Source organism: Curtobacterium caseinilyticum (assembly GCF_030363035.1).
GTDB lineage: Bacteria > Actinomycetota > Actinomycetes > Actinomycetales > Microbacteriaceae > Curtobacterium > Curtobacterium caseinilyticum.
In genome coordinates, this window is the sequence record NZ_JAUCMN010000001.1 from 1 (window position 1) to 24,814 (window position 24,814).

20 protein-coding genes are annotated in these 24,814 nt (G+C 71.6%); 11 read left to right on the top strand and 9 right to left on the bottom strand.

Annotated elements, in window-relative coordinates:
- Positions 1-146 precede the first annotated feature (146 nt).
- Complete coding sequence (locus QUG93_RS00005) at positions 147-371, bottom strand: DUF7455 domain-containing protein (protein WP_289471588.1); 225 nt, start codon at positions 369-371, stop codon at positions 147-149.
- A 179-nt stretch (positions 372-550) separates the two neighbouring features.
- On the opposite strand from QUG93_RS00005, the gene QUG93_RS00010 reads away from it, so the two are divergent.
- Positions 551-2,668 carry a DNA gyrase/topoisomerase IV subunit B gene (locus QUG93_RS00010; protein WP_289471589.1) on the top strand — a complete coding sequence of 706 codons (2,118 nt, stop codon included), beginning with the start codon at positions 551-553 and terminating at the stop codon, positions 2,666-2,668.
- A 111-nt stretch (positions 2,669-2,779) separates the two neighbouring features.
- Here QUG93_RS00010 and QUG93_RS00015 read toward each other — a convergent pair whose 3' ends face one another.
- Positions 2,780-5,266, bottom strand: a complete 2,487-nt coding sequence (locus QUG93_RS00015; RefSeq protein ID WP_289471590.1) for a DNA gyrase/topoisomerase IV subunit A — start codon at positions 5,264-5,266, stop codon at positions 2,780-2,782.
- 25 nt (positions 5,267-5,291) lie between these two features.
- Between QUG93_RS00015 and QUG93_RS00020 the strand changes: the two genes are divergently transcribed.
- Positions 5,292-6,458, top strand: coding sequence for an alkaline phosphatase family protein (locus QUG93_RS00020; protein WP_289471591.1), 1,167 nt, complete (start codon positions 5,292-5,294; stop codon positions 6,456-6,458).
- 105 nt (positions 6,459-6,563) lie between these two features.
- On the opposite strand, the gene sepH is transcribed toward QUG93_RS00020, so the two are convergent.
- Positions 6,564-7,571: a septation protein SepH gene (sepH, locus tag QUG93_RS00025; RefSeq protein ID WP_289471592.1), complete on the bottom strand. Its 1,008-nt coding sequence runs from the start codon at positions 7,569-7,571 to the stop codon at positions 6,564-6,566.
- Positions 7,572-7,909: 338 nt separating this feature from the next.
- Here sepH and QUG93_RS00030 point away from each other — a divergent pair, with 338 nt between their 5' ends.
- Entirely contained in the window at positions 7,910-8,209 is a 300-nt protein-coding gene (locus QUG93_RS00030) for a DUF4193 domain-containing protein (RefSeq protein ID WP_031272446.1), read from the top strand.
- Between the two features lie 873 nt (positions 8,210-9,082).
- Here QUG93_RS00030 and QUG93_RS00035 read toward each other — a convergent pair.
- A complete protein-coding gene (locus QUG93_RS00035) occupies positions 9,083-9,514 on the bottom strand; it encodes a DUF3093 domain-containing protein (RefSeq protein WP_289471593.1) in 432 nt (143 codons plus the stop codon).
- A gap of 89 nt (positions 9,515-9,603) precedes the next feature.
- Between QUG93_RS00035 and dut the strand changes: the two genes are divergently transcribed.
- From dut to QUG93_RS00070, 7 genes are all read left to right on the top strand, one after another.
- Entirely contained in the window at positions 9,604-10,095 is a 492-nt protein-coding gene (gene dut, locus QUG93_RS00040) for a dUTP diphosphatase (protein WP_289471594.1), read from the top strand.
- On the top strand, positions 10,092-10,814 hold the full coding sequence (locus QUG93_RS00045) for a DUF3710 domain-containing protein (protein WP_289471595.1): 723 nt from the start codon (positions 10,092-10,094) through the stop codon (positions 10,812-10,814). Before dut ends, QUG93_RS00045 begins: the two co-directional genes overlap by 4 nt.
- A gap of 44 nt (positions 10,815-10,858) precedes the next feature.
- Entirely contained in the window at positions 10,859-11,677 is an 819-nt protein-coding gene (locus QUG93_RS00050) for a DUF3159 domain-containing protein (protein WP_289471596.1), read from the top strand.
- A 128-nt stretch (positions 11,678-11,805) separates the two neighbouring features.
- Entirely contained in the window at positions 11,806-14,643 is a 2,838-nt protein-coding gene (locus QUG93_RS00055; RefSeq protein WP_289471597.1) for an aconitate hydratase, read from the top strand.
- A gap of 245 nt (positions 14,644-14,888) precedes the next feature.
- Positions 14,889-16,823 (top strand): 1-deoxy-D-xylulose-5-phosphate synthase, encoded by a 1,935-nt coding sequence (gene dxs / locus QUG93_RS00060; protein WP_289471598.1) that lies wholly within the window; start codon positions 14,889-14,891, stop codon positions 16,821-16,823.
- Positions 16,824-16,861: 38 nt separating this feature from the next.
- The gene (locus QUG93_RS00065; RefSeq protein ID WP_289471599.1) at positions 16,862-17,119 is read left to right on the top strand and encodes a type II toxin-antitoxin system prevent-host-death family antitoxin; all 258 of its coding nucleotides are present in this window, start codon (positions 16,862-16,864) and stop codon (positions 17,117-17,119) included.
- Positions 17,116-17,376 (top strand): type II toxin-antitoxin system RelE family toxin, encoded by a 261-nt coding sequence (locus tag QUG93_RS00070; protein ID WP_289471600.1) that lies wholly within the window; start codon positions 17,116-17,118, stop codon positions 17,374-17,376. Before QUG93_RS00065 ends, QUG93_RS00070 begins: the two co-directional genes overlap by 4 nt.
- 95 nt (positions 17,377-17,471) lie before the next feature.
- Here the strand turns inward: QUG93_RS00070 and QUG93_RS00075 are convergent, their stop codons facing one another.
- From QUG93_RS00075 to QUG93_RS00090, 4 genes are all read right to left on the bottom strand, one after another.
- Positions 17,472-19,610, bottom strand: coding sequence for a 3-hydroxyacyl-CoA dehydrogenase NAD-binding domain-containing protein (locus QUG93_RS00075; protein WP_289471601.1), 2,139 nt, complete (start codon positions 19,608-19,610; stop codon positions 17,472-17,474).
- 2 nt (positions 19,611-19,612) lie between these two features.
- Positions 19,613-20,824 carry a thiolase family protein gene (locus tag QUG93_RS00080; RefSeq protein WP_289471602.1) on the bottom strand — a complete coding sequence of 404 codons (1,212 nt, stop codon included), beginning with the start codon at positions 20,822-20,824 and terminating at the stop codon, positions 19,613-19,615.
- Between the two features lie 126 nt (positions 20,825-20,950).
- Entirely contained in the window at positions 20,951-22,135 is a 1,185-nt protein-coding gene (locus QUG93_RS00085; protein ID WP_289472033.1) for an HRDC domain-containing protein, read from the bottom strand.
- Between the two features lie 74 nt (positions 22,136-22,209).
- A complete protein-coding gene (locus QUG93_RS00090) occupies positions 22,210-22,791 on the bottom strand; it encodes a DUF3000 domain-containing protein (protein WP_289471603.1) in 582 nt (193 codons plus the stop codon).
- A 23-nt stretch (positions 22,792-22,814) separates the two neighbouring features.
- Here QUG93_RS00090 and QUG93_RS00095 point away from each other — a divergent pair, with 23 nt between their 5' ends.
- Entirely contained in the window at positions 22,815-24,038 is a 1,224-nt protein-coding gene (locus tag QUG93_RS00095; RefSeq protein ID WP_289471604.1) for an alpha/beta fold hydrolase, read from the top strand.
- A 65-nt stretch (positions 24,039-24,103) separates the two neighbouring features.
- On the opposite strand, the gene QUG93_RS00100 is transcribed toward QUG93_RS00095, so the two are convergent.
- On the bottom strand, positions 24,104-24,814 hold the full coding sequence (locus QUG93_RS00100) for a hypothetical protein (RefSeq protein WP_289471605.1): 711 nt from the start codon (positions 24,812-24,814) through the stop codon (positions 24,104-24,106).

A 24,814-nucleotide genomic window follows, 5' to 3' on the forward strand; every position in this document is an offset into this window, starting at 1 on the left:
GCCGCTCGTCGACCCCGACGCCGTGGGGCGCGTGGCGATCGGCACCCTCGGCGTGGTGCGGGCCGCGCGCTCGCCGCCCCCCCCCGCCGGGGGGGGGGGGGGGGGCCCGCGGCCCCCGCGCCTCCCGTCCGTTCGTCTGGTGACGACTACTTCGACTCGTGGAGCCGGCTGCTCTCGTCGTGCCACTCGATCGCGGTCGCGGCGAGCTTGTCCTTGAACTCGGCACCGTGGTGGGCGCAGAAGTAGAGCTCGCCGCTCGCCATGGTCGCGCGGATGTACGCCTGCGCTCCGCAGCTGTCGCAGCGGTCAGCAGCGGTGAGCTGGTGGCTGCTGGCTTCGTCGATGGAGAGGTCCTGCACGGTCTGGGTCATTGCTGTGCTCCTCACGGATCGCAGGTGGTGGGGCTTCGTCCACTCATTTGAACACGTGGTGGCTGGGAGACGTGCATCCGGTGGGGCCTGTTTCGCTCACCGCGGATCGGTTGTCCCCAGTCCGAGGCGCGCCGCTCGTCCGGCCCAGGGGTGTCGGTGCCCCTCGGTACCATCGGCACGTGAGCTCCGACTACTCCGCCCGCCATCTCTCCGTCCTCGAGGGGCTCGAGGCGGTCCGGAAGCGTCCCGGCATGTACATCGGGTCCACCGACTCCCGGGGGCTGATGCACTGCCTGTGGGAGATCATCGACAACTCCGTGGACGAGGCCCTCGCCGGGCACGGGGACGAGATCGGCGTCGTGCTGCACGAGGACGGCTCGGTCGAGGTCCGCGACACCGCGCGCGGGATCCCGGTCGACGTCGAACCGAAGACCGGGCTGACGGGTGTCGAGGTCGTCTTCACGAAGCTCCACGCCGGCGGCAAGTTCGGCTCGGGGTCGTACGCGGCATCCGGCGGACTGCACGGGGTCGGTGCCTCGGTGGTCAACGCGCTGTCCGAGCGCCTCGACGTCGAGGTCGACCGGGGCGGCAAGACCTACGCGATGTCGTTCCACCGTGGCGAGCCCGGCACGTTCTCGGGCGAGGGCCCGGACGCGCCCTTCTCGCCGTACACCTCGGGGAGCGAACTGCGCATCGTCGGCAAGGTGAAGAAGGGCGTCACCGGCTCGCGCATCCGCTACTGGGCGGACCGGCAGATCTTCACCCCGGATGCGAAGTTCAGCACGAGCGACCTCGTCAGCCGCGCGCGGCAGACCGCGTTCCTCGTGCCTGGTCTGGGCATCACCATCACCGACGAACGCCCTGCATCGATCGACGCCGCGGCGCAGCGGGCCGAGGCCACGGGCACGGCCGTCGCGAGCGGCCCGGTCGTCGAGCGCTTCCGGTACGAGGGTGGCATCAGCGAGTTCGTGGAACACCTGGCCGTCGACACCGCGGTGACCGACGTCTGGCGCATCGAGGGCGCCGGCACGTTCACCGAGACCGTCCCGATGCTCGACGACAAGGGGCACATGGTGTCCACCTCGGTCGAGCGTGAGTGCCAGGTCGACATCGCGCTCCGGTGGGGCAGCGGGTACGAGACGGTCGAGCGCAGCTTCGTCAACATCATCGCGACACCGAAGGGCGGCACCCACCTGGCCGGGTTCGAGTCCGGGTTGGTGAAGGCCGTGCGGACCCAGGTCGAGGCGAACGCCCGCAAGCTCAAGGTCGGGCAGGACAAGCTCGAGAAGGACGACGTGCTCGCGGGTCTCACCGCCGTGCTGACCGTCCGCCTGCCGGAGCCGCAGTTCGAGGGGCAGACGAAGGAGGTCCTCGGCACGCCCGCGGTCCGGAAGATCGTCGACCAGGTCGTGTCGAAGCGCCTCACCGAGATCCTCACGTCGACACAGCGCACCGAGAAGGCGCAGGCCGCGACACTCCTCGAGAAGGTCGTCGCCGAGATGAAGACCCGCATCTCGGCCCGGGCGCACAAGGAGACCCAGCGTCGGAAGAACGCGCTCGAGAACTCCTCGCTGCCGACCAAGCTCGCCGACTGCCGCAAGCAGGACGCCGAGGGCACCGAGCTGTTCATCGTCGAGGGTGACTCGGCACTCGGCACCGCGAAGCTCGCGCGCAACAGCGAGTACCAGGCACTGCTCCCGATCCGCGGCAAGATCCTCAACGTGCAGAAGGCGTCCGTCTCGGACATGCTCTCCAATGCCGAGTGCGCCTCGATCATCCAGGTGATCGGCGCCGGCTCCGGTCGGTCGTTCGAGATCGACCAGGCCCGCTACGGCAAGGTCATCATCATGTCGGACGCCGACGTCGACGGTGCCCACATCCGCACGCTCCTGCTCACGCTGTTCTTCCGGTACATGCGGCCGATGATCGAGCAGGGCCGGGTCTTCGCTGCGGTACCGCCGCTGCACCGGGTCGTCGTGATCAACCGCGGCAAGCCGAACGACGCGCTGTACACCTACTCCGAGGCCGAGCTGCAGGCCGTGCTGAAGAAGCTCGCGAAGCAGGGCAAGAAGTACCAGGAGCCGATCCAGCGGTACAAGGGCCTGGGGGAGATGGATGCCGACCAGCTCGCGGAGACCACGATGGACCGCACGCACCGGACGCTGCGCCGGGTCAACGTGACCGACGCCGAGGGGGCAGCGAAGGTCTTCGAGCTGCTGATGGGCAACGACGTCGCGCCGCGCAAGGAGTTCATCCTCGCCGGCGAGGGCCTCGACCGCGACCGCATCGACGCCTAGGGGCGCCGGCGGCTGTCCGAGCCGCGTCTCGCGCCTCGCGACAGTCCTCGCGCTCCTGAGCGTGAGGACTGTCGCCGAGGCCGAGTCTCGGCCCATCGACCGCGCTGGTGCCTACGCCTCGCCCGCGGTCCCGTCGAGCGCCGCGGCGCTGCCGCCGATGGAGCCGATCACGGCCTCGAGCGGCGCACCCGAACCGTCACGCTTCGACAACCAGTCCGGCAGCGTCCGGGCTGCGCCGTCGGCCCCGACGGCGTGCGGCGGCGCGATGCCGGCCCACGCTACGGTGAGGCCGTCCTCGCCCTTCAGGAACGCGTGGGCCCGGACGCCCTGGGTGGCCCGACCCTTCGCCGGGAACTCCGAGAACGCCGACACCTTCGCCCGACCGGCGTCCGTCCCGGGCAGTGCGCCCGACGACGTCGACACGGTCGCGACCACGGCGTCGTCGGACCGAGCGACCGACCCGAACCAGATCACCGCGGCACCGGCAGCCAGCGCGACTCCGGCGACGCCACCGGCGGGCAGACCCTGCGGGCGGACACCCGAGGCGGGGAAGCGCAGCAGCTGGGCGTTCGAGGTGATGAACACGAGGTCGTCCGTCTCCGGTGCCTGGGCTGCCCCCACCACCGAGTCCTTCGGCTTGAGGCCGATGGCGACGAACTCGTCCTTGTCGGGCCACGCACCCGTGGCGACCCGCTTGACCGTGCCCTGCGAGGTGCCGATCGCGAGCGAGTCAGGGGCGCCGGGCGAGAGGTCGACGAGCGCGACGACCGTCTCGGTACGGGTGATCCCGAGGTAGTCCGACACCCGGACACCGGCGTCGAGCCGGACCGACGCCGGTGGCACGGCGGGGACGTCGACGGGGGAGAACCGCAGCACGCGCCCGGTCGAGGTGAGGGCCCCGACCTGTCCGCGGACCGTGGACAGGACCGTCGAGCGGACCGCGTCGTGCTTCGACCGCTGCGGCACCCGCACGATGCCGAGGTCGGTGTCGGGGATGTCGACGCGCACGAGCCGCCCGGTGGTGGAGAGCAGCACGCGGCACGGGGCGTCGGCGATCTGCAGCGACTCGGGGTCGACCGCGGCCTTGCGTCCGCCGCGCACTGGGGCGTCGGCCTCGGTCAGGAGCGTGCGACGGGGCGTGGCGAAACGGTCGGACACCTCGGTCAGTTCCTGCGCGACCTGGGCGCGGAGCCGCGCGTCCGACGCCAGGAGCTCCTCGAGCGCCGCGATGTCGGTGAGCAGCTGGTCGCGCTCGCCCTCGAGCTCCATCCGCGAGAACTTCGTCAGGCGGCGCAGCCGGAGTTCGAGGATGTACTCCGCCTGCACCTCGGACAGGTCGAAGACGTCGCGCAGGCGGTTGCGCGCGGCCTCGGAATCGTCCGAGGTGCGGATGACCTGGATGACCTCGTCGATGTCGAGGATCGCAACGAGCAGGCCCTCGACCAGGTGCAGCCGCTCACGTCGGCGGGCGAGCCGGTACTCGGACCGACGGGTGACCACGGACAGGCGGTGCCGCACGTACACGTCGAGCAGGTCCCGCAGCCCGAGGGTGCGCGGGGAGCCGTCGACGAGTGCGACGTTGTTGATGCCGAAGCCGTCCTCGAGCGGGGTGTGCTTGTACAGCTGTTCGAGCACCGCGGTCGGGTTGAAGCCGGACTTGATGCCGATCACGAGCCGCAGCCCGTGGTTGCGGTCGGTCAGGTCGTTGACGTCCGAGATGCCGACGAGCTTCTTCGCCTGCACGCCGTCCTTGATCTTCTCGATCACGCGCTCGGGCCCGACCAGGTAGGGCAGCTCGGTCACGACGAGACCGACCTTGCGCGGCGTGAGGTTCTCGACGCTCACCTTCGCACGCGTGCGGAACGATCCGCGCCCCGTCGCGTACGCGTCGCGCACGCCGGAGAGCCCGACGATCGTGCCGCCGGAGGGCAGATCCGGCCCCGGCACGAACTCCATCAGTTCCTCGAGCGAGGCCTCGGGGTGGAGCAGCAGGTGCTTCGCGGCCTCGACGACCTCGCCGAGGTTGTGCGGCGCCATGTTCGTGGCCATGCCGACCGCGATGCCCGACGCGCCGTTGACCAGCAGGTTCGGGAACGCCGCGGGCAGCACCTCGGGCTGCATGATCTGGTTGTCGTAGTTCGGGACGAAGTCGACGACGTCCTCGCCCAGGCCCTCGGTCATCGCCATCGACGGCTCGGCCAGGCGTGCCTCGGTGTAGCGGGCCGCGGCGGGGCCGTCGTCCAGCGACCCGAAGTTGCCGTGCCCGTCGACGAGCGGCACCCGCATCGTGAACGGCTGCGCCATCCGCACGAGCGCGTCGTAGATCGCGCCGTCGCCGTGCGGGTGCAGCTTCCCCATGACCTCGCCGGTGACGCGGGCGCTCTTCACGTGCCCCCGGTCCGGCCGGAGCCCCATCTCCGCCATCTGGTAGAGGATGCGACGCTGCACCGGCTTGAGGCCGTCGCGCGCATCCGGCAGTGCCCGCGAGTAGATGACGGAGTAGGCGTACTCGAGGAACGAGCCCTGCATCTCCTCGGAGACGTCGACGTCCTCGATGCGCTCACCGTCGGGCAGGCCGACTGCTTCCGTGCGTGCCATGGGACCTTTCTGGGAGGATCGTGGGGTGCCCCCCAGCGTACCGAGCGCCCCCGACGCCACCGCGAACCTCGCCGACGTGCTCCCGAGTTGCCTCGTGGCGCTCGGTGCTGCGGACGACACGTGGTTGCGCACCACCGGCCGGGAGGCACGGATCACCCTCCGTCCCGCCCGCTCGGTGGTCGTCGTGCTGGTCGACGGCCTGGGCTCGTCCGCCCTCTCGGCCCGCGCCGGGCACGCTCGGTGGCTCACCGCCGCCACGGGCGGCGGCACGCTGAAGCGCCTGCGCAGCGGCTTCCCGACGACGACCGCCGCGGCCCTCAGCACGCTGACCACCGGACGGCCGCCCGGCACGCACGGCGTTGTCGGGTACAGCGGTTGGGAGCCGGACACCGAGCGCGTCGTCAACCTGCTGAGCGGGTGGGACGCCGAGGTCCCGGCGGGTTGGCTGCTCGCGAGCACCGTCTTCACCGAGGCGGCCGCGCTGGGCGTCGACCCCGTGGTCGTCGGCCCGGCGCGGTACGAGTCGTCGGGCATGACCGCGAACGTGCTGGGCGGTGCGCGCTACGCGGCCGCGGACAGCATCGCGCAGCGGGTCGACGCCGCCCTGGCCGAGACGGCCGTCGGGCGGTCCCTCGTGTACCTCTACGTCCCCGAGCTCGACTCGATCGGGCACAAGCGCGGGTGGGAGTCCGACCGGTGGACGGCTGCCCTCGAGCAGCTCGACGGCGAGCTCGCCCGGCTCGCGGCGCGGAGCGGTCCGGACGTGGGGATCCTCGTCACGGCCGACCACGGCGTGCTCGACGTGCCCGAGCACGCGAACATCGCGATGGACCCGGCGCTCCTCGTCGACGTCGTGGGGGTCGCCGGGGACCCCCGGTGCCGTCAGCTGGCCGTCCGGCCGGGGACGGACGTGCCAGCCCTCGTCGCGGCCTGGCGCACCCGGTACGGCAAGAAGGCGTACGTGGCCAGCCGCGACGAGGCGGTGGCCGCCGGGTGGTTCGGTGCCGTCGACGAGCGCGTGCTGCCGCGCATCGGCGACGTGGTCGTGGTGGCCAGGGGCTCCTGGGCCTTCAACGACGACCGGGACCTCGACCCCCGCAAGGAACCGAAGCGGATGATCGGCCAGCACGGCGCGATGACCGACGACGAGCTCTTCGTGCCGCTCCGGCTGGCGGGGGCCTTCGCGAGCTGAACCGCGACGCGCGGTCCGTGCCCTGGACGGCAGCAGCCCCGCGACGCGACGTGCGTTGCGGGGCTGCTGCGGGCCTCCCGTCCGGCAGACCGGACCGAGCGGTGATCAGGCGGGGTCCTCCGGGCGGGTGCCGAAGACGATCTCGTCCCAGCTCGGCATCGACCGGCGGTTGCGCTTCTTCCGCTCCGGACGGCCGTCGGACTCGGGCGCCGAGGCCGGACGGTCCTCGCGCTCCGGAGCGGAGGCCGGGGTGTCCCACCCCTGCAGCGGCACGTCGACGACACTGATGGACGTACCACGCGGTTCGTCCTGCGGCTCGGTGAAGGACGCGGCCTCGCGCTCTCCGCGGCGGCGGCGGAGCGCCTCGAGCAGGTCGGCGGTCTCGTTGCCGGGGGAGCGCTCCTCGACCGGGGCGGTGCCGATGCGGGGGAGCGGAGCACGGAGTGGGCGCTCCTGGACCTCGGCGTCGCCCGCGGCCTCGTCGGTCTGCTCGACACGGAACGCCCCCGAGTCGAACCGCGTGCCGTCGGTGTCCTGGTGGTCGTTCTCGACGGCGCGCAGACGCGGGGCGATGCCCTCGTCGTCGGTGTGGGAGAGCCGGTGCGCGTCACCGTTGTCGGGCGTGAGCGTCGACGTCTTCGGGTCGAACAGCCACTGCGCGTCGTGCTCGACCTCGGAGGCGGTGTAGCGCACGCGGACCTGCCAGCCGTGCTCGGCGTGCTTCCACGAGCCCCACTCGACCGCGGTGGCGTCGCCTGCCTCGAGCTTCGCCTCGATGGCCTCGCCGAAGGTGTCGGGTGCCTCGGCGTCGGTCGGGGTCACCGGGACGCGTCGGGCGGCGTCGAGCACGAACGAGCGCTCGGCGAGCACCGGACCCTCGAACCGGCGGACGTACTCGACGTCGACGTCGAGTGCGGCGGCCACGTCGGCAGCGTCGGCACCTGCGCGGATGCGTGCCTGGACGTCCTTGGGCGACACGCGCTTCTGCGGGCCGGCGTCCGGGTTCGCCTGGCGGACCTGGGTCGCCAGGGACGCGGTGACCGGCAACCGGAACTCGGTGCCGCCGTCGGTCGCGAGCAGGAGTGACCCGGACTCGACTCCGATGACTCTCACGTCTTGCATGGTTGCGCCTCCCGAGCGTTGCGTACGGTCGTGCTCGTACGGTCAGGAGTATGCAGCCGCGCGCGCTCGTTGCCGCGGAGGCGCACGGGCGTGCCGCAGATGCGCGGGGTCGTGCGCGGGGTCGTGCACGCGGTCGTGCACGGGGTCGTGCTCGCGTCGTGCGCGCGTCGGCCGCAGGGCTCCCGGCCCTCGGGAATGTCCGGGTCGGGTGCCGGGTTGCAGGGCCTGACGATCCCGCACCGCGTTCGGTTTGCGCTCTCGCGGGACGTGGTGCAAACTGTCGCCGCCGATCACCGGCGACGACCTCTCAACACGAGAAACGGATGGGCATGGCCACCGATTACGACGCCCCCAGGAAGACCGACGACTCCTCTGACTCGGAGTCGATCGAGGCCCTCAAGGAGCGCGTGCCCGACAAGATGTCGGGGGTCGTCGACGATGATTCGGACAACCCCGGCAGCTTCGAGCTCGCCGGACAGGACCTCAGCGACGTCGACCTCGACGTCGTCGTGCTGCCGCCGCAGGTCGACGAGTTCACCTGCGTCGAGTGCTTCCTCGTGAAGCACCGCTCGCAGCTGGACCACGAGTCGAAGCTCGGCCCCGTGTGCGCGGAGTGCGCCGCGCTCTAGGCACGCGCCAGCAGGAACGGCCCGTCACCCTCCGGGGTGTCGGGCCGTTCCGCGTGTACAGGGCTGGGCGCAGCGGCAAGGGCGGTTCGTGCCTGCCGGGATCGGGCGTGCGTGCCGGGATCGGGCGTGCGTGCCGGGATCGGGCGTGCGTGCCGGGATCGGGCGTGCGTGCCGGGGCCGTGCCTGGCGGGATCGGGACCGGGCGTACATGGTGAGAGCGGGCGTACGTGGTGTGAGCGGGCGTACCTGGTGAGAGCGGGCGTACCTGGTGAGAGCGGGCGTACCTGGCGCTCCGGAACGACCAGGGATGCCCGGAACCGCCTGGTACCGCACCCTTTCTGGGAAGGAACGGGCGTGGCGGGACTGCGCGGCGCCTCCCGGCTGGCACCGCACCCGCGCCGCGAGCATGCCTGCCGGACCCGGGCGTACCTGGTGAGAGCGGGCGTGCCTGCCGGGACCGGGCGTACCTGGTGTGAGCGGGCGTACCTGGTGAGAGCGGGCGTACCTGGTGCTCCGGAAGGACCAGGGATGCCCGGAACCGCCTGGTACCGCACCCGTTCTGGGAAGGAACGAACGTGGCGGGATTGCGCCGCGCCTCCCGCCTGGCACCTCACCCGCGTGGCGGGCATGCCTCCCGGGACCGGGCGTACCTGGTGTGAGCGGGCGCACCGGGTGACAGCGGGCGTACCGGGTGGTCCGGAACGACCAGGGATGCCCGGAACCGCCTGGTACCGCACCCGTTCTGGGAACGAACGGGCGTGGCGGGACTGCGCCGCGCCTCCCGGCTGGCACCGCACCCGCGTGGCGGGCGGGCCTGCCGGGACTGCGCCGTGCCTCCCGGCCGGAGCTCGCGATCCGTCCCGCGCCGCCGCCTCAGGAACGCAGTGCGTCGACGATCGCCTGCGGGTTCCGCGCGCTCACGAGCCAGTAGGGCGTGGGGTCCGCCGGGTCGGCGACCTCGACGCGCACGACCCCGCGCACGTACCCGCGGAAGAGCGTCCACGCCCGCGCGTCGAGCACCGGGCCGCGCTGCGAGGTGGCCTCGGCGCCGGTGTACGCGGCGACCTCGCCGACGAGGGTCCGGGGCAGGTGGGCCTTGCCGGCCCGGAACTCGGTGTCCGTGACCTCGATCGTGGGGGCGAGCGCCCAGAGCAGGACGACCACGCCCAGGTACATGCCGATCGCCACGAGGATGCCGGCCAGCACGCTGATCGGCAGGAACACGAGCAGGCTCGCGGGGATGACGAGCGCCGTCGCCAGGTAGAGGGCGGGCGGGGCCCAGAGTCGTTCGCGGTACACGGTCACCCCTCCATCCCACCACGACTCGGACGGACGCTCGGGCCACGGCCCGGATCAGGTCACGGAACGGTCACGGTCTGCACTACCCTCGTCTCGTGACCGAACCAGTCGACGTGCTCTGGACCGGGGAGAACGCTCCCGGCCACGCCCACCCCGGTGATGCCGGTGCCGACCTCGTCTCGACCGAGGCCCTCGTGCTGCAGCCCGGTGAGCGTCGGCTCGTCGGGACCGGCCTGCGCATCGCGCTGCCGGAGGGGTACGCCGGGTTCGTCGTCCCACGGAGCGGCCTGGCCGCCAAGCACGGCATCGCCATCGTGAACGCGCCCGGCACGATCGACGCCGGGTACCGCGGCGAGGTGAAGGTCGCGCTGCTCAACACCGACGCGAGCGAGCCCTACGAGGTCCACGTCGGTGACCGCATCGCGCAGTTGATCGTCATGCCCGTGCCCCGGGTGACGTACACGCGCGTCGAGACGCTGCCGGACAGCGTCCGCGGTGAGGGCGGGTTCGGCTCTTCGGGCTACGGTGACCGGAGCGGTGCCCTGTACGGCGCCGCCGACGACTTCCAGGAAGGAACGGACGCATGAAGTTCGGCCGACGCAAGCGTGACGAGGTCGAGGTGGCGGAGGCCGTCGCCGACGACGCCGTGATCGCGGAGACGACGCCGGAGGTCGACATCGCGACCGACGCCGACGCCGACCTCGACGAGGTGGACGCCGTCGCGCCCACCGACAAGTCGGCACCCGCCGACCGGGCCGAGAACGGCCCGCACGACGAGACCGAGGCGAACCTGGTCCGACCGTACGTCGACCTGGGCGGCGTGAAGGTCCTGCCCCGCGAGGGGCTGCACCTGCGGCTCGAGGTCGAGGAGGGCTCGCAGCGCGTCGTCGCGGTGGGGCTCGACTACGACGAGTCGACGCTGCAGGTCCAGCCGTTCGCTGCCCCGCGGTCGACGGGCCTCTGGCACGAGATCCGCGCGCAGATCGCCGACCAGATCGAGCGTCAGGGCGGCCGGGTCGAGGAGGTCGACGGCCCCTTCGGCCCGGAGCTCCGTGCGCTCGTCCCGGTCGTCACCGACGGCTCCGGCTCGACCGACGGTGCCCGCGCGGCCCGCTTCGTCGGCGTGGACGGCCCGCGGTGGTTCCTCCGCGGCGTCATCGCGGGCAAGGCCGCCGACCAGCCCGACGACGCGGCCGAGATCGAGGAGCTGTTCCGCAGCGTCGTCGTGGTGCGCGGCACCACGCCGATGCCGCCGCGCGACCTCATCCCGCTGCACATGCCGAAGTCGACGCAGTCCGCCGTCTGACGTCCGGCGCCCGACCACACGACACGACACGGCCTGGAGGCACGGTGCCGGACCACGACGACATCCAGCGACCCACGGACGGCCGCGACGACGCCGCTGCTCCCGTCGACGGGGTCCGGTCGCGTCCGGCGGACGAGCCGGCGGCGACCGGTCCCGACGTCACACCGTCGTTCTCGGCGCAGTTCCGTGCCGCCGTACAGAACGCCGGGATCGCCCGCGTCGCCCCGGGGGAGACCCCGTCGGGTCGTGCACTGCTGGGTGCCGTCGGCGGCGTCCGCGGCCTCGCCGAGTCGGTGCTGCCCGGGTTCGCGTTCCTGGTCGTCTACGCGATCACGAAGGAGCTCGTCCCGAGCGTCGTGATCCCGGTCGTGGTCGGACTGGTCTTCGTCGTGCTGCGTCTGGTACAGCGGCAGTCGCTCACGATGTCCTTCGCGGGCATCGCCGGCGTGGTCGTGTCGGCGGCCCTGGCGCTGTTCACGGGCCGCGCGGAGACGAACTTCATCCCCGGCATCGTGATCAACTCCGTCTGGCTGGTCGGCCTCCTGGTGACGCTCGCGATCCGCTGGCCGCTCATCGGGGTCGTGGTGGGCTTCCTGCTCCCGCCGGACGAGGACGGCTCCCACGTCGACTGGCGCGCCGACCCCGCGAAGCGCCGCGTCCTGACCGTCGCGACGTGGATCTGGGTCGGACTCTTCGCGCTCCGGCTCGCCGTCGAGGTGCCGCTGTACCTGACTGCGCAGATCGAGCTCCTCGCCGCGGTGAAGCTCGTGCTCGGCGTGCCCCTCTACGCCGCCGTGCTCTGGGTCACGTGGTTGCTCGTCCGCACGGTGTTCGTGCGCCGGGAGGACCCTGCCGCGGTGTAGGGTTGTCTCGACATCGAGACACTTTCCCGGCGACGCTCCAACGCGGCCGGGATTAGGTTTGCCTTGCTGGTGGGACGTTCCGCGGCCCACGAGGATGAGGGCACACCGATCACCAGGGAGGCGGCACAGTGGCTGCAGTCAACAGCTTCGGCTCGAAGGACACACTGTCGGTTGGGGGTGTCGACTACGCGATCCACCGGATCGACACGGTGCCCGGGCACGAGAAGCTCCCGTACAGCCTGAAGGTGCTGCTCGAGAACCTGCTCCGCACCGAGGACGGCGCGAACGTCACCGAGGACCAGATCCGCGCACTCGGTTCCTGGAAGCCCGAGGCGGACCCGGACACCGAGATCCAGTTCTCGCCGGCCCGTGTGGTCATGCAGGACTTCACCGGGGTGCCGTGCATCGTCGACCTCGCCACCATGCGCGAGGCGATGGCCGAGATCGGCGGCGACCCGAACAAGATCAACCCGCTGTCGCCGGCCGAGATGGTCATCGACCACTCCGTCATCGCCGACCTGTTCGGCAGCACCGACGCCCTGCAGCGCAACACCGACCTCGAGTACGAGCGGAACGGGGAGCGCTACCAGTTCCTCCGCTGGGGCCAGACGGCGTTCGAGGACTTCAAGGTCGTCCCGCCGGGCACCGGCATCGTCCACCAGGTCAACATCGAGTACCTGGCGAAGGTCACGTACACGCGTGCGTTCGACGGCGAGCTGTACGCGTACCCGGACACCCTCGTCGGTACCGACTCGCACACCACCATGGTGAACGGCCTCGGCGTGCTCGGCTGGGGCGTCGGCGGCATCGAGGCCGAAGCCGCGATGCTCGGCCAGCCCGTCTCGATGCTCATCCCGAAGGTCGTCGGCTTCAAGCTGTCCGGCTCGATCCCGGCCGGCGTCACCGCCACCGACGTGGTGCTCACCATCACGCAGGAGCTCCGCAAGCACGGCGTCGTGGGCAAGTTCGTCGAGTTCTACGGCGAGGGCGTTTCCGAGGTCCCGCTCGCGAACCGCGCGACCATCGGCAACATGTCGCCGGAGTTCGGCTCGACCGCCGCGATCTTCCCGGTCGACGCCGTCACGCTCGACTACCTGCGCCTGACCGGCCGGTCCGAGGACCAGATCGCCCTGGTCGAGGCGTACTCGAAGGCCCAGGGCCTGTGGCACGACCCGTCGGTGGAGCCCGCGTACTCCGAGTACATGGAGCTCGACCTGTCGACGGTCGTCCCGTCGATCTCGGGGCCGAAGCGCCCGCAGGACCGCATCGAGCTGTCGAAGGCCAAGGACCAGTTCGAGGTCGACCTCGCCAACTACGCGAGCATCGACCACTCCGAGGAGGACAAGGCCGTCGCCGACACCTTCCCGGCGTCCGACCCGGTCGCTGCGGCGCCCGGTGACGAGCACGCCGTCGACGACCTGCAGGACGCCCCGGCGTCCGAGGTCCCGGTGCACGCCTCGAGCGCGCCCGGCACCGTCTCCAAGCCGACCTCGGTGTCGGTGGCCGACGGCGACACGTTCACGATCGACCACGGTGCCGTCGCGATCGCCGCGATCACGTCGTGCACGAACACGTCGAACCCGTCGGTCATGATGGCCGCCGGCATCCTCGCGCGGAACGCCGCGAAGAAGGGCCTCAAGGCCAAGCCGTGGGTCAAGACGACCCTCGCGCCGGGCTCGAAGGTCGTCACCGACTACTACGAGAAGGCGGGCCTGACCAGCTACCTCGAGGACCTCGGCTTCTACACGGTCGGCTACGGCTGCACCACCTGCATCGGCAACTCGGGCCCGCTGCCCGAGGAGATCTCGCAGGCAGTGCAGGACAACGACCTCGCCGTCACCGCGGTGCTCTCCGGCAACCGCAACTTCGAGGGTCGCATCAACCCCGACGTGAAGATGAACTACCTGGCCTCCCCGCCGCTGGTCATCGCCTACGCCCTGGCCGGTTCGATGCACTTCGACTTCGACAAGGACGCCCTCGGCACCGACCAGGACGGCAACGAGGTCTACCTGCAGGACATCTGGCCCGACGCGACCGAGGTGCAGGACGTCATCGACACGTCGATCGACACCGAGATGTTCACCCACGAGTACGGCTCCGTGTTCGAGGGCGACGACCGCTGGAAGAACCTGCCGACCCCGACGGGTGACACCTTCGAGTGGGACACCGAGTCCACCTACGTCCGGAAGCCCCCGTACTTCGAGGGCATGACGATGCAGCCCGACGCCGTGTCGGACATCTCCGGCGCACGGGTCCTGGCGAAGCTCGGCGACTCGGTCACCACCGACCACATCTCGCCGGCCGGTTCGATCAAGGCGGACAGCCCGGCGGGCAAGTACCTCGCCGAGCACGGCGTCGACCGCAAGGACTTCAACTCCTACGGCTCGCGTCGCGGTAACCACGAGGTGATGATCCGCGGCACGTTCGCGAACATCCGCCTGCGCAACCAGCTGCTGGACGGCGTCGAGGGCGGCTACACCCGCGACTTCACGACCCCCGAGGGCGATCAGTCCTTCATCTACGACGCGTCGCAGCACTACCAGGAGCAGGGCATCCCGCTCGTCATCTTCGGCGGCAAGGAGTACGGCTCCGGCTCGTCGCGTGACTGGGCGGCGAAGGGCACGAACCTGCTCGGTGTCAAGGCGGTCATCACCGAGAGCTTCGAGCGCATCCACCGCTCGAACCTGATCGGCATGGGCGTCGTTCCGCTGCAGTTCCCGGCGGGCGAGACCGTCGAGTCGCTCGGTCTCGACGGCACCGAGGTCGTCTCGATCTCCGGGCTGACCGAGCTGAACGAGGGCCGCACCCCGAAGACCGTGCACGTCACCGCGGAGCCGAGCGAGCACTCGCCCGCCGGCAAGGAGACGGTCGAGTTCGACGCGGTCGTCCGCATCGACACCCCCGGTGAGGCCGACTACTACCGCAACGGCGGCATCCTGCAGTACGTGCTCCGTTCGCTCGTCTGATCCCTCCCGCGAAACGCAACCCAGGCGGTTCCGCGCAGCGTCACAGCGCTGTGCGGGACCGCCTTCGTTGCGTTCTGCGGAGTGTGACGGGACGGTCGGGCGCGCCCCGTTGAGCGGTGGCGCGCCAGCGCCACACGGGGCGCGCCGACCGAGCCTGCGAGGGAGGGGCGGGCCCGCCACGCGCCTCCCGACCGTGTCCTGGTCACGCGGCTAGTGTGGGGTCCTGCCCCACGAAAGGAGCGCCCGTGAGCCTGCTGAGCAGCATCTCCTCGCCGCGCGACCTCAAGCGTCTGTCGGACGCGCAGATGACGGACCTGGCCGCCGAGATCCGCCGGTTCCTGGTCGCCGAGGTCGCGAAGACCGGTGGGCACCTGGGGCCGAACCTCGGCGTCGTGGAGCTGACGCTCGCGATGCACCGGGTGTTCGACTCACCGCACGACCCGTTCGTGTTCGACACGGGGCACCAGTCGTACGTGCACAAGCTCGTCACCGGGCGGCAGGACTTCTCGGGGTTGCGCGAGCGCGGGGGTCTGGCCGGCTACCCGCAGCGGAGCGAGTCGGAGCACGACATCGTCGAGTCCTCGCACGCGTCCTCGTCGCTGTCCTGGGCGGACGGGATCTCCCGTGCCTTCCGGCAGACCGGGCAGGACGACCGCACCGTCGTGGCCGTCGTCGGGGACGGCGCGCTCACGGGCGGGATGACCTGGGAGGCGCTCAACAACATCTCGGACAGCAACGACCGCCGGCTCGTGATCGTCGTCAACGACAACGGTCGGTCCTACGCGCCGACGATCGGGGGCATGGCGCGCTTCCTCAGCTCCGTCCGCACCCGCCGCGAGTACCGCGCGCTGTTCGAGAAGTCGCAGGCCGTCGCCTCGCGGTTCGGTGCGCCGGGGCGAGCGTTCTACCGAGGCGTCCGCGGTGGGCTGCACGGGTTCCTGTCGCGGTTCACGAACAACGAGGCGCTGTACTCGAACCTCGACATCAAGTACATCGGGCCGGTGAACGGGCACGACCAGCGGGCCATGGAGGCGGCGCTCCGGCAGGCGAAGGCCTACGGCGCTCCGACGATCGTGCACGCGATCACGGAGAAGGGCCACGGCTTCGAGCCGGCGCTCCGTGACCAGGCGGACCAGTTCCACGCCGTGGGGCACATCGATCCCGAGACGGGGGAGTCGCTCGACGTGTCGGCGGGGCCCTCGTGGACCTCGGTGTTCGCGTCGACGTTGGCGTCGGTCGGTGCCACCGACGAGCGGATCGTCGCGATCACGGCCGCCATGCTCCGACCCACCGGCCTCCACCTGTTCCAGGAGCAGCACCCGGACCGGGTCATCGACGTCGGGATCGCCGAGCAGCACGCGGTGACGACGGCTGCGGGCCTCGCCTACGGCGGGCTGCACCCGGTCGTGGCTCTGTACGCCACGTTCCTGAACCGGGCGTTCGACCAGGTGCTCATGGACGTCGCGCTGCACCGGGCGGGTGTCACGTTCGTCCTCGACCGCGCGGGCATCACCGGGCCGGACGGCCCGTCGCACCACGGCATGTGGGACCTCGCGCTGCTGCAGGTCGTGCCCGGGATCCGGATCGCCGCGCCGCGTGACGCCGCGACGCTCCGCGAGGAGTTCCGCGAGGCCGTGGCCGTCGACGACGCTCCGACCGTCCTGCGCTGGTCGAAGGGGTCCGTCGGACCGGACATCCCGGCGGAGCGACGGCTGTCCGACGGAGTCGATGTGCTCCGTTCTCCGTCGTCGGACCAAGAGCAGGACGTGTTGGTCGTGGCGGTCGGATCGATGGTGCCGGTCGCGCTCGAGGCGGCGTCGCTGCTCGAGGCGCAGGGCATCGGCGTCACCGTGGTGGACCCGCGGTGGGTCGTGCCGATCCCGTCCTCGCTCATCGACCTGTCCCGCGAGCACCGGCTGGTGATCACGATCGAGGACGGCGTTCGTGTGGGCGGGGTCGGGACCCGGCTGCGGCAGGACCTGCGTGCCGCCGGCGTCGACACCGGGGTGAACGAGCTCGGTCTGCCGGACGAGTTCATCGCCCACGCGTCCCGGTCGCAGATCCTCGCCGACGTGGGACTCACGGCCCAGGCGATCGCGCGCGACGTCATCGACCAGGTGGTCGGGACGAAGCTGCCCCAGGCGAAGCCGGCTCGGACGCGGGAGTCGGCGGACCGTTAGACCTTGCTGGTCCAGTACGCACTCGTTAGTGTGTACACATGAACTCCATCTCCGAATCGGTTTCGACTCGCGAGTTCCGCGCGGACCTCGCTGCCGTCATGGGGCGCGCGACGTTCGGGCACGAGCGCATCGCGGTCACCCGGAACGGCAAGGTTGCCGGGGTCGTGATCGGCCTCGATGACCTGGAGCTCCTCGAACAGCTCGAGGACGCCGCCGACCTAGCCGCCTACCGTTCGGCGAAGGCATCGGACGACGGCCAGCGGGTGTCACTCGACGACCTCCGTGGGGAGGCGTGAGCAGGTGCCGCGTCGAGTTCACCTATGCTGCAGCGAGAGCGATCCGGAAGCTCCCGAAGAACGTCCGATCGCGCTTGCTCGACGCCGTTGCCTGCCTGGCCGACGAGCCCCGACCGCCTGGCGCCCGCAAGCTCGCCGGCGCCGATCTCGCGTGGCGGGTCCGCGCGGGGGACTACCGGGTCATCTACGAGATCGAGGACGATGCCCTGCTCGTGACCGTCGTCCGAGCCGCCCATCGTCGTGAGGTCTACCGGTAGGAGCCGGTCGGGAACCGTGCGGAACACGGGACCGACATCGAACCACGGCGCCTGCCTGGTTCGACGTCGGTCCCGTGGTTCGACGCTGGTGACGGCTAGCGCGAGGCGGGGCCGACGATCGCCGGGTCGTGGAACGTGCCGCCGAAGACCCGCTCCGACGCTCCGGAGCGGTCGAGGTACGGGCTGATGCCGCCGGCCTGGAACGGGTAGCCCGCGCCGAGGATCAGTCCGAGGTCGATCTCCTCGACGTGCTCGACGACGTGGTCCTCGAGCATGCGGTGGACCTCGTCCGCCAGGGCGTCCTCGAACCGCTGCTGCATCGTGGCCGCGTCCACCGGCTGTGCGTCCTTCTTGGACGGCGCGACGAGCTTCACGGCGGCGGGGTCGTGCCCGGTGACGTTGCCCTTCTTGTCGCGCGTCAGGATCGTGCCGTGCTCCGCGATCCGCTCCAGCCCGTCGCCCGGGTAGAAGCGCTCCGGCCACGCCGCGTGGTGCGAGTCGAGCACGTGCGCGCCGACCGGCAGGCCGACGAGCTCGAGCAGCTCGAACGGCGACATCGGCAGCCCGAGCGGCGCCGCACCCTCGGCGACGGTCTCGAACGGGGTGCCCTGCTCGACGCCGCGCATCGCCTCGCCGAGCACCCGGGCGAGCACCCGGTTGACGACGAAGCCCGGCTGGTCGGCGGTGATGATCGCGGTCTTCTTCAGGGTCTTCGCGACGGCGAGTGCGGTGACGAGGGCCTCGTCCGAGGTCTTGTCCGCCCGCACGACCTCGAGCAGGGGCATCACGGCGACGGGGTTGAAGAAGTGGAACCCGACGAGGCGCTGCGGGTGTTCGAGCACGGACGCCATCTCGTCGACCGACAGCGACGAGGTGTTCGTGGCCAGGATCGCGTCGGGAGCGATGACCTGCTCGATCTTGCGGAAGACGTCCTGCTTGACGCTCATCTCCTCGAACACGGCCTCGATCACCCAGTCGGCGTCGGCGAACGCGTCGTACGACACCGAACCGCTGACGAGGGCCGTGATGCGGTTGGCGTCATCAGGGGAGATCCGCCCCTTGTCGAGCATCTTGCCGACCTCGCCGCGGATGCGCTCGACGCCGGCATCCACCCGGGCCTGGTCGACGTCGGTGATGACGACGGGAACCCCGAGACGGCGGGCGAACAGCAGCGCGAACTGCGACGCCATCAGGCCGGCGCCGAGGACGCCGACCTTCGTGATCTTCTTCGCCTCGACGCCCTCGGGGGCACCGACCGGCTTCTTCGCGCGCTTCTGCACCAGGTCGAACGCGTACATCGACGCGGCGAACTGGTCACCGGCGAGCAGGTCGGCCAGCGCATCGTCCTCGCCGGCGAAACGCTCGTCGAGCGAACCCGACTTCGCCGCTGCGACGAGGTCGAGTGCCCGGAACGGCGACTTCGGGACGGTCCCGATCTTCGACGCGACCTGGCCGCGGGCCACCTTGACGACGGTGCCCCAGGCGGCCTTCTCGAGCATGCCCGGTTCGTTCTTCCGGACGACCTTGGTCCGGCCGGTGACGACGCCGTCGGCCCAGGCGACGGCGGACGGCAGGAACGTGACGGAGGGGATCAGGGCGTCGCCGATGCCGAGCTCGACCGCCGCCCTGCCGTCCATCAGCCGGTTGTTCTTGAGCGGGTTCTCCACGATCACGCGGAGCGCTCGCTCGGGGCCGATCAGGCGGGGGAGCAGCGTGGCGCCACCCCAGCCGGGGATGATGCCGAGGAAGACCTCCGGCAGCCCGATGCCCTGTGCAGCGGACGAGAACACGCGGTAGGTGCAGTGCAGGGCGACCTCGAGCCCGCCGCCGAGCGCGATGCCGTTCACGAACGCGAACGACGGGACACCGAGGTCGGAGAGCTTGCGGAGCGTGGCGTGCCCGAGCGCCCCGAGTTCGTGCGCGACCTCGCGCGACGGCAGCGCCGCCGCCTGCGACAGGTCGGCACCGGCGGCGAAGCAGTACTCCTTGCCGGTGATCGCCACCGCCTGGATGCTCCCGGCGGACGCCGCTGCGCGCAGGGTGTCGAGCACGTCGGACAGCTCGCGCATGGTGCGTGGGCCGAGCGTCGACGGGCGCTTGTAGTCCTTGCCGTTGTCGAGCGTGACGAGCGCGAGCGTGCCGCCGGAGGGCAGCGCGACGTGCTTGACGTACGAGTGCGTGACGACCTCGTCGGCGCTGAGCTCGGTCAGCTGGTCGATCGGGGTGGTGGTCATCGTCAGGCCGCCTTCCGTGCCGCGATCTTGCTGAAGTTCGGGTTCTCCCAGATGACGGTGCCGCCCTGGCCGAGGCCGATGCACATCGTCGTGATGCCGTACCGGACGTCCGGCCGCTCGGCGAACTGGGCCGCGAGCTGGTTCATCAGGCGGACGCCGCTCGAGGCGAGCGGGTGCCCGACGGCGATCGCGCCACCCCACGCGTTGACGTTCGGGGAGTCCTGGGCGATGCCGTAGTTGTCGAGGAACGCGAGCACCTGCACGGCGAACGCCTCGTTGATCTCGAACAGCCCGATGTCGTCGATGGACAGGCCGGCCTTGCGGAGCGCCTTGTCCGTCGCCGGGACGGGGCCGACGCCCATCACCTCGGGCTCGACGCCGGCGAAGGCGAACGAGACCATGCGCATCTTCGTCGGCAGACCGTGCTGCTTCGCGCCGTCCTCGGAGGCGATGAGACTCATGGTGGCGCCGTCGTTGAGGCCGGCCGCGTTGCCGGCGGTGACCCGTCCGTGGGGCCGGAACGGCGTCTTCAACGCGGCCAGTGCCTCCAGGGTGGTGCCCGGTCGCGGGGGTTCGTCCTTCGTGACGATGTCCCAGCCGGTGCCGGTGTTGACCTCGACCGGGATGACGTCGGGCTGCAGCTTGCCGGCCGCCCACGCGGCGGCGTAACGCTGCTGCGACTGGACGGCGAAGGCGTCCGTGCGGTCCTTGGTGATCGCGGGGAAGCGGTCGTGCAGCCGCTCGGCGGTGCTGCCCATGACCAGCGCGTCGGTCGCGACCATGCGCTCCGCGACGAACCGCGGGTTGACGTCGGCGCCGAAGCCCATCGGGTGGCGACCCATGTGCTCGACCCCACCGGCGATGGCGACGTCCGCGGCGCCGAAGGCGATCGCGCCGGCGAGGGTCGTGACGCTCGTCATCGCACCGGCGCACATGCGGTCGATCGCGTAGCCGGGGACCGACTTCGGCAGCCCGGCGAGCATGCCGACCGTGCGGCCGAGGGTCAGGCCCTGGTCGCCCTGCTGGGTGGTGGCGGCCACGGCGACGTCGTCGACCGCCGCGCCGTCGAGCTGGCTGTTCCGGTCGAGCAGACCGCGCATCGCGTGGACCGCGAGGTCGTCGGCGCGGGTCTTCCAGAACACCCCCTTCTCACCGGCTCGTCCGAACGGTGTGCGCACACCGTCCACGAACACGACGTCTGCTGCCTTGGCCAATCCGGGCCTCCAGATCCTCTTCGATCGAGTCGGGGCACGTTCCGCCCCGACCGGCCGGGCCGAGCCCGGCGACGGTACCGACGCTATGCCCGCAGGCTGGGCGGACGCATGCCGGTTGGGGTGTTCCTACGAGCCGGTGTTGCTCTCGGCAGCAGGCTGCTGTGCGGCGTCGACAAAGGCGTGCGCGATGATCGACGCCGTCTCCTCGACCTGCCACGGGCGGGCGTCGTGCGTGGCCAGGGCGGCCCCGACGGTCTCGGTCGCGATCGGCGTCGGCGGCTCCCAGGACACCACCCGCAGGGTCTCCGGGGTGAGCAGGTTCTCGACGGGGAGGTCGAGTTCCTCGGCACGCGCCACGACCGCGGCACGGGCGGCCTTGTAGCGGCGGTCCGCCTCCGGGTTGCGGTCCGCCCAGGCGCGGGGCGGCGGGAGGGTGGCCTCGCCGGTGGCGCGGAGCTTCGGCAGGTCCTCGGTGGTCCGTCCCTCGTGCACGGCGGCCCACCAGCGGTCGAGCTCGGACCGGCTCGCACGGCCGGTGAAGGCCTTCACGGCGCTCAGCTCCGACTTCGAGGTCGGGTTGGCCGCGGCGGCCGCGACGATGGCCGAGTCGGGGATGATCCGGCCCGGCGCGGTGTCGACCTCGCGGGCGTAGGCGTCGCGGGCGGTCCAGAGCGACCGGGCGATCGCGAGTGCCCGGGCGCCGCGGAGCGCGTGCATGCCCGACAGGCGGCGCCACGGCTCGGACTTCGGGGGCTTCGGCGCGCGGGTGAGGACCGCCGCGAACTCCTCGGCGGCGATCCGGGACTTGCCGGCGGCGTCGAGCACCGCGGCGAGGGCGTCGCGCAGGTCCGGCAGGAGCTCGACGTCGAGCGCGGCGTAGACGAGCCAGGCCTGGGGGAGCGGACGCGTCGACCAGTCGGCGGCGGAGTGCGCCTTGGCGAGGGTGATGCCGAGCAGCTGCTCGACCACGGCACCCAGACCGACGCGGGGGAAGCCGGCGATACGGGCGCCCAGCTCGGTGTCGAAGATGCGCGTCGGGACGAGACCGACCTCCTGCAGGCAGGGCAGGTCCTGCGAAGCGGCGTGGAACAGCCACTCCTCGTCGACGATCGCGCCCTGCAGTTCCGCGAAGTCACCGATCGCGATCGGGTCGAACAGGAACGCACCGGCGCCGCGGCGGAAGACCTGGATGAGGTAGGCGCGCTGCGAGTACCGGTAGCCGCTCGCGCGTTCGGCGTCGACGGCGACCGGCCCGTGTCCGGCGGCGATCGCGGCGACCGCCTGCAGGTACTCGTCGCGGTCCTCGATCACGCGGACGGCGGCGTGCGAGTCCTCGAACGCGGGGTCGGCCGGGCTGGTCGCGTCGGCCGGGCTGGCGGGGTCGGTCACTTCGTGGTCCTCCTCGGGGCCAGCAGGGTCACGCCGTCGGATGCCGGCGGGAGCCCCGCGAGCATCGCGACGATCTCCTCCCAGGCCTCGACGTGCGCGGTCAGGTCCTCGTCGCGGGGCGTCCACGACGCCCGGAGCTCGAGCTGTGCGCCGTCACCCTGGGCCGCCAGGTCGCCGTAGCCGCGCGAGATGATCTTGGTCGCCGTGCCCGACGCCCGGTCGTAGGTCGCCCCGTGCGCCGCGAGGGCGTCGACGAGCCAGCTCCAGGTGACGTCGGCGACGAACTCGTCGACGCCGATCTCCGGTTCGAGCGGTGCCTGGGCGAAGGTCACGACGCGGAACGCGCCGCCCCAGCCCTCGGGCTCCTCGGGGTCGTACAGTGCGATGAAGCGGCCGGTCCCGAGGTCGGAGTCGATGCCGTGCACGGCGCCGGAGACGTCGGCGGCGAGGGCGATCGAGTGCGGGGCGATCCGAGAGGGCGACGGGATCTCGGTCACCGTCGTCTCGGTGCGGGTCCGGCCCGAGGCGACGAAGGCGCGCAGGCGTTCGAAGGCCTCGGGCTCTCGGGGTTCGGACACGCTTGCAGACTAGGCTCCGGACCATGTCCCGATCCGCGCGACCCGCCGAGGACGTCGTCCAGGAGACCGCACGATCGGCCGGGTTCGTCGCCCTCGGCGCGGGCCTCGCCGCCGCCACGGTGGCCACCGCGGTGATCGGGGGCTTCGTCGCCGCCGTCGCCCGTGCGGTCGTCACGCCCGACCGGAAGCGCGTCGAGCGCGTGCCGATCCACGCCGTCGACCCCGGTCGGATGACCGTCACGCTCGAGCGGACCGCCGACACCGAGCTGCAGGGCCGCTACAGCCTGTGGTTCGGCGGCGGCACCGGGCACATGCGCATCGGCGAGGTGCTCGGCACGACGGAGACGACCGTCACCCGGCGCATCATCGCGATCGACGCCGGCGACCCGACCGCCGCCCGCCGCGGGCGCTGGGGCGGCTGGTTCTACCTCACCCCCGGCGAGCTCGACGTCCCGGTCGAGGACGTCGACATCCCCACCCCGAACGGCCCCGCGCCGGCGTGGGTCGTCCGCGCCGACGACCCCGACGCACCGTGGGCCGTGCTCGTGCACGGTCGCGGTGTCACCCGCGCCGAGACGATCCGCGCCGTCCCGGTCTTCCGCGCCGCCGGCTACTCGGTCGTCCTCGCCTCGTGGCGGAACGACGGCGTCGCCCCGCGCAGCGAGGACGGACGGTACGGCCTCGGCAGCACCGAGTGGGAGGACGTCGACGGCGTGCTCCGCTGGCTCACCGCGCAGCAGGCCCGGAGCGTCGTGCTCATGGGATGGTCGATGGGCGGCGCGGTCGTCCTGCAGACCCTCGTCCGGTCGCGCTTCGCCGGGCTCGTCGACGGGATCGTGCTCGAGTCGCCGGTGGTCGACTGGCACGCGGTGCTCAAGTCGCAGAGCCGCGTCCTGAAGCTCCCGCGCCCGGTGCGGAAGGTCGCCCAGCGCATCCTCCGCACACCCGTGCTGCACCACGTCGCAGGGCTGCACCACCCGGTCGACCTGCGTGAGCTCGACATGGTCGCCCGGGCCGACGAGCTGTCGGTGCCGATCCTCATCCTGCACAGCGACGACGACGGGTTCGTCCCGTCGTCGGCGTCGCACGAGCTGGCGCGGGTCCGGCCGGACATCGTCCGGCTCGAGGTGCAGACGACCGCTCGGCACACCAAGCTGTGGAACCACGACGCCGACTGGTTCGACGCGCGGATCCTCGCCTGGCTCACCGAGGTGGTGCAGCCGACGGACGCGACCAGCGCGCGGTAGACGCGACCGGCAGTCGGACGGGAGGCACGGTGCCAGCTGGCACCGTCCCTCCCGTCCGTCACATGTCAGGGTCGACCTTCGTCGGAGCCGTCCGCGGTCCGTCGCGCGATCGTCGTCGCGAGGACCGCGGAGCGGTCCGGCGTGAACGCGACGGTCACCACCGCCCCGGGAGCGTCGAGGGCGCAGAAGGGGAGGTCGCCCGCGCCGAAGCGGGACACTGCGGCGACGAAGGACTCGAGGTCGTGGACCGTGAACCCCCGCTCGGCGGCCAGGCCGTACTTGATCGCGAACGTCCGCGCGGTCGACCGAGCGCCCTGCTCGAAGATCCGGAGAGGCTCGTCGGGTGCGAGGGAGCGAGCGAGTTCGAGCGCCCGACCCGCACCGGGCGCCGCGGAGGACTCGAGGAGTGCCGAGAGCTCGCCGGCGCTGATGTGCTCGATCCCTGCGGCACGGTCGACGACCGCGGCGGACAGGAACGTTCCGTCCGTCGCCCGGAGCAGGACCGTGACGAGCTCGTCACCGAGGTCGACCTGGCGGACCAGGACCGGGTCGTCCCCGAGCACGTCGAGTGGCGCCACGAGGGCATCGTTGCCGGGCTGCCCCGCTCGTCTGCTCCGGCGGAGCGCGCAGGCGAGCGCAGCGGCGGGAACGTCGTACGCGAGCACATCGGCGTCGTCCGGGACCGCTGCCAGGACCTCGTGGGCCCGGGCGGGCACGTCGAGGCGTCTGGGGAGGGTCAGACGGAGCAGTGGGACGCTCGTGCCGGAGGTCGGCAC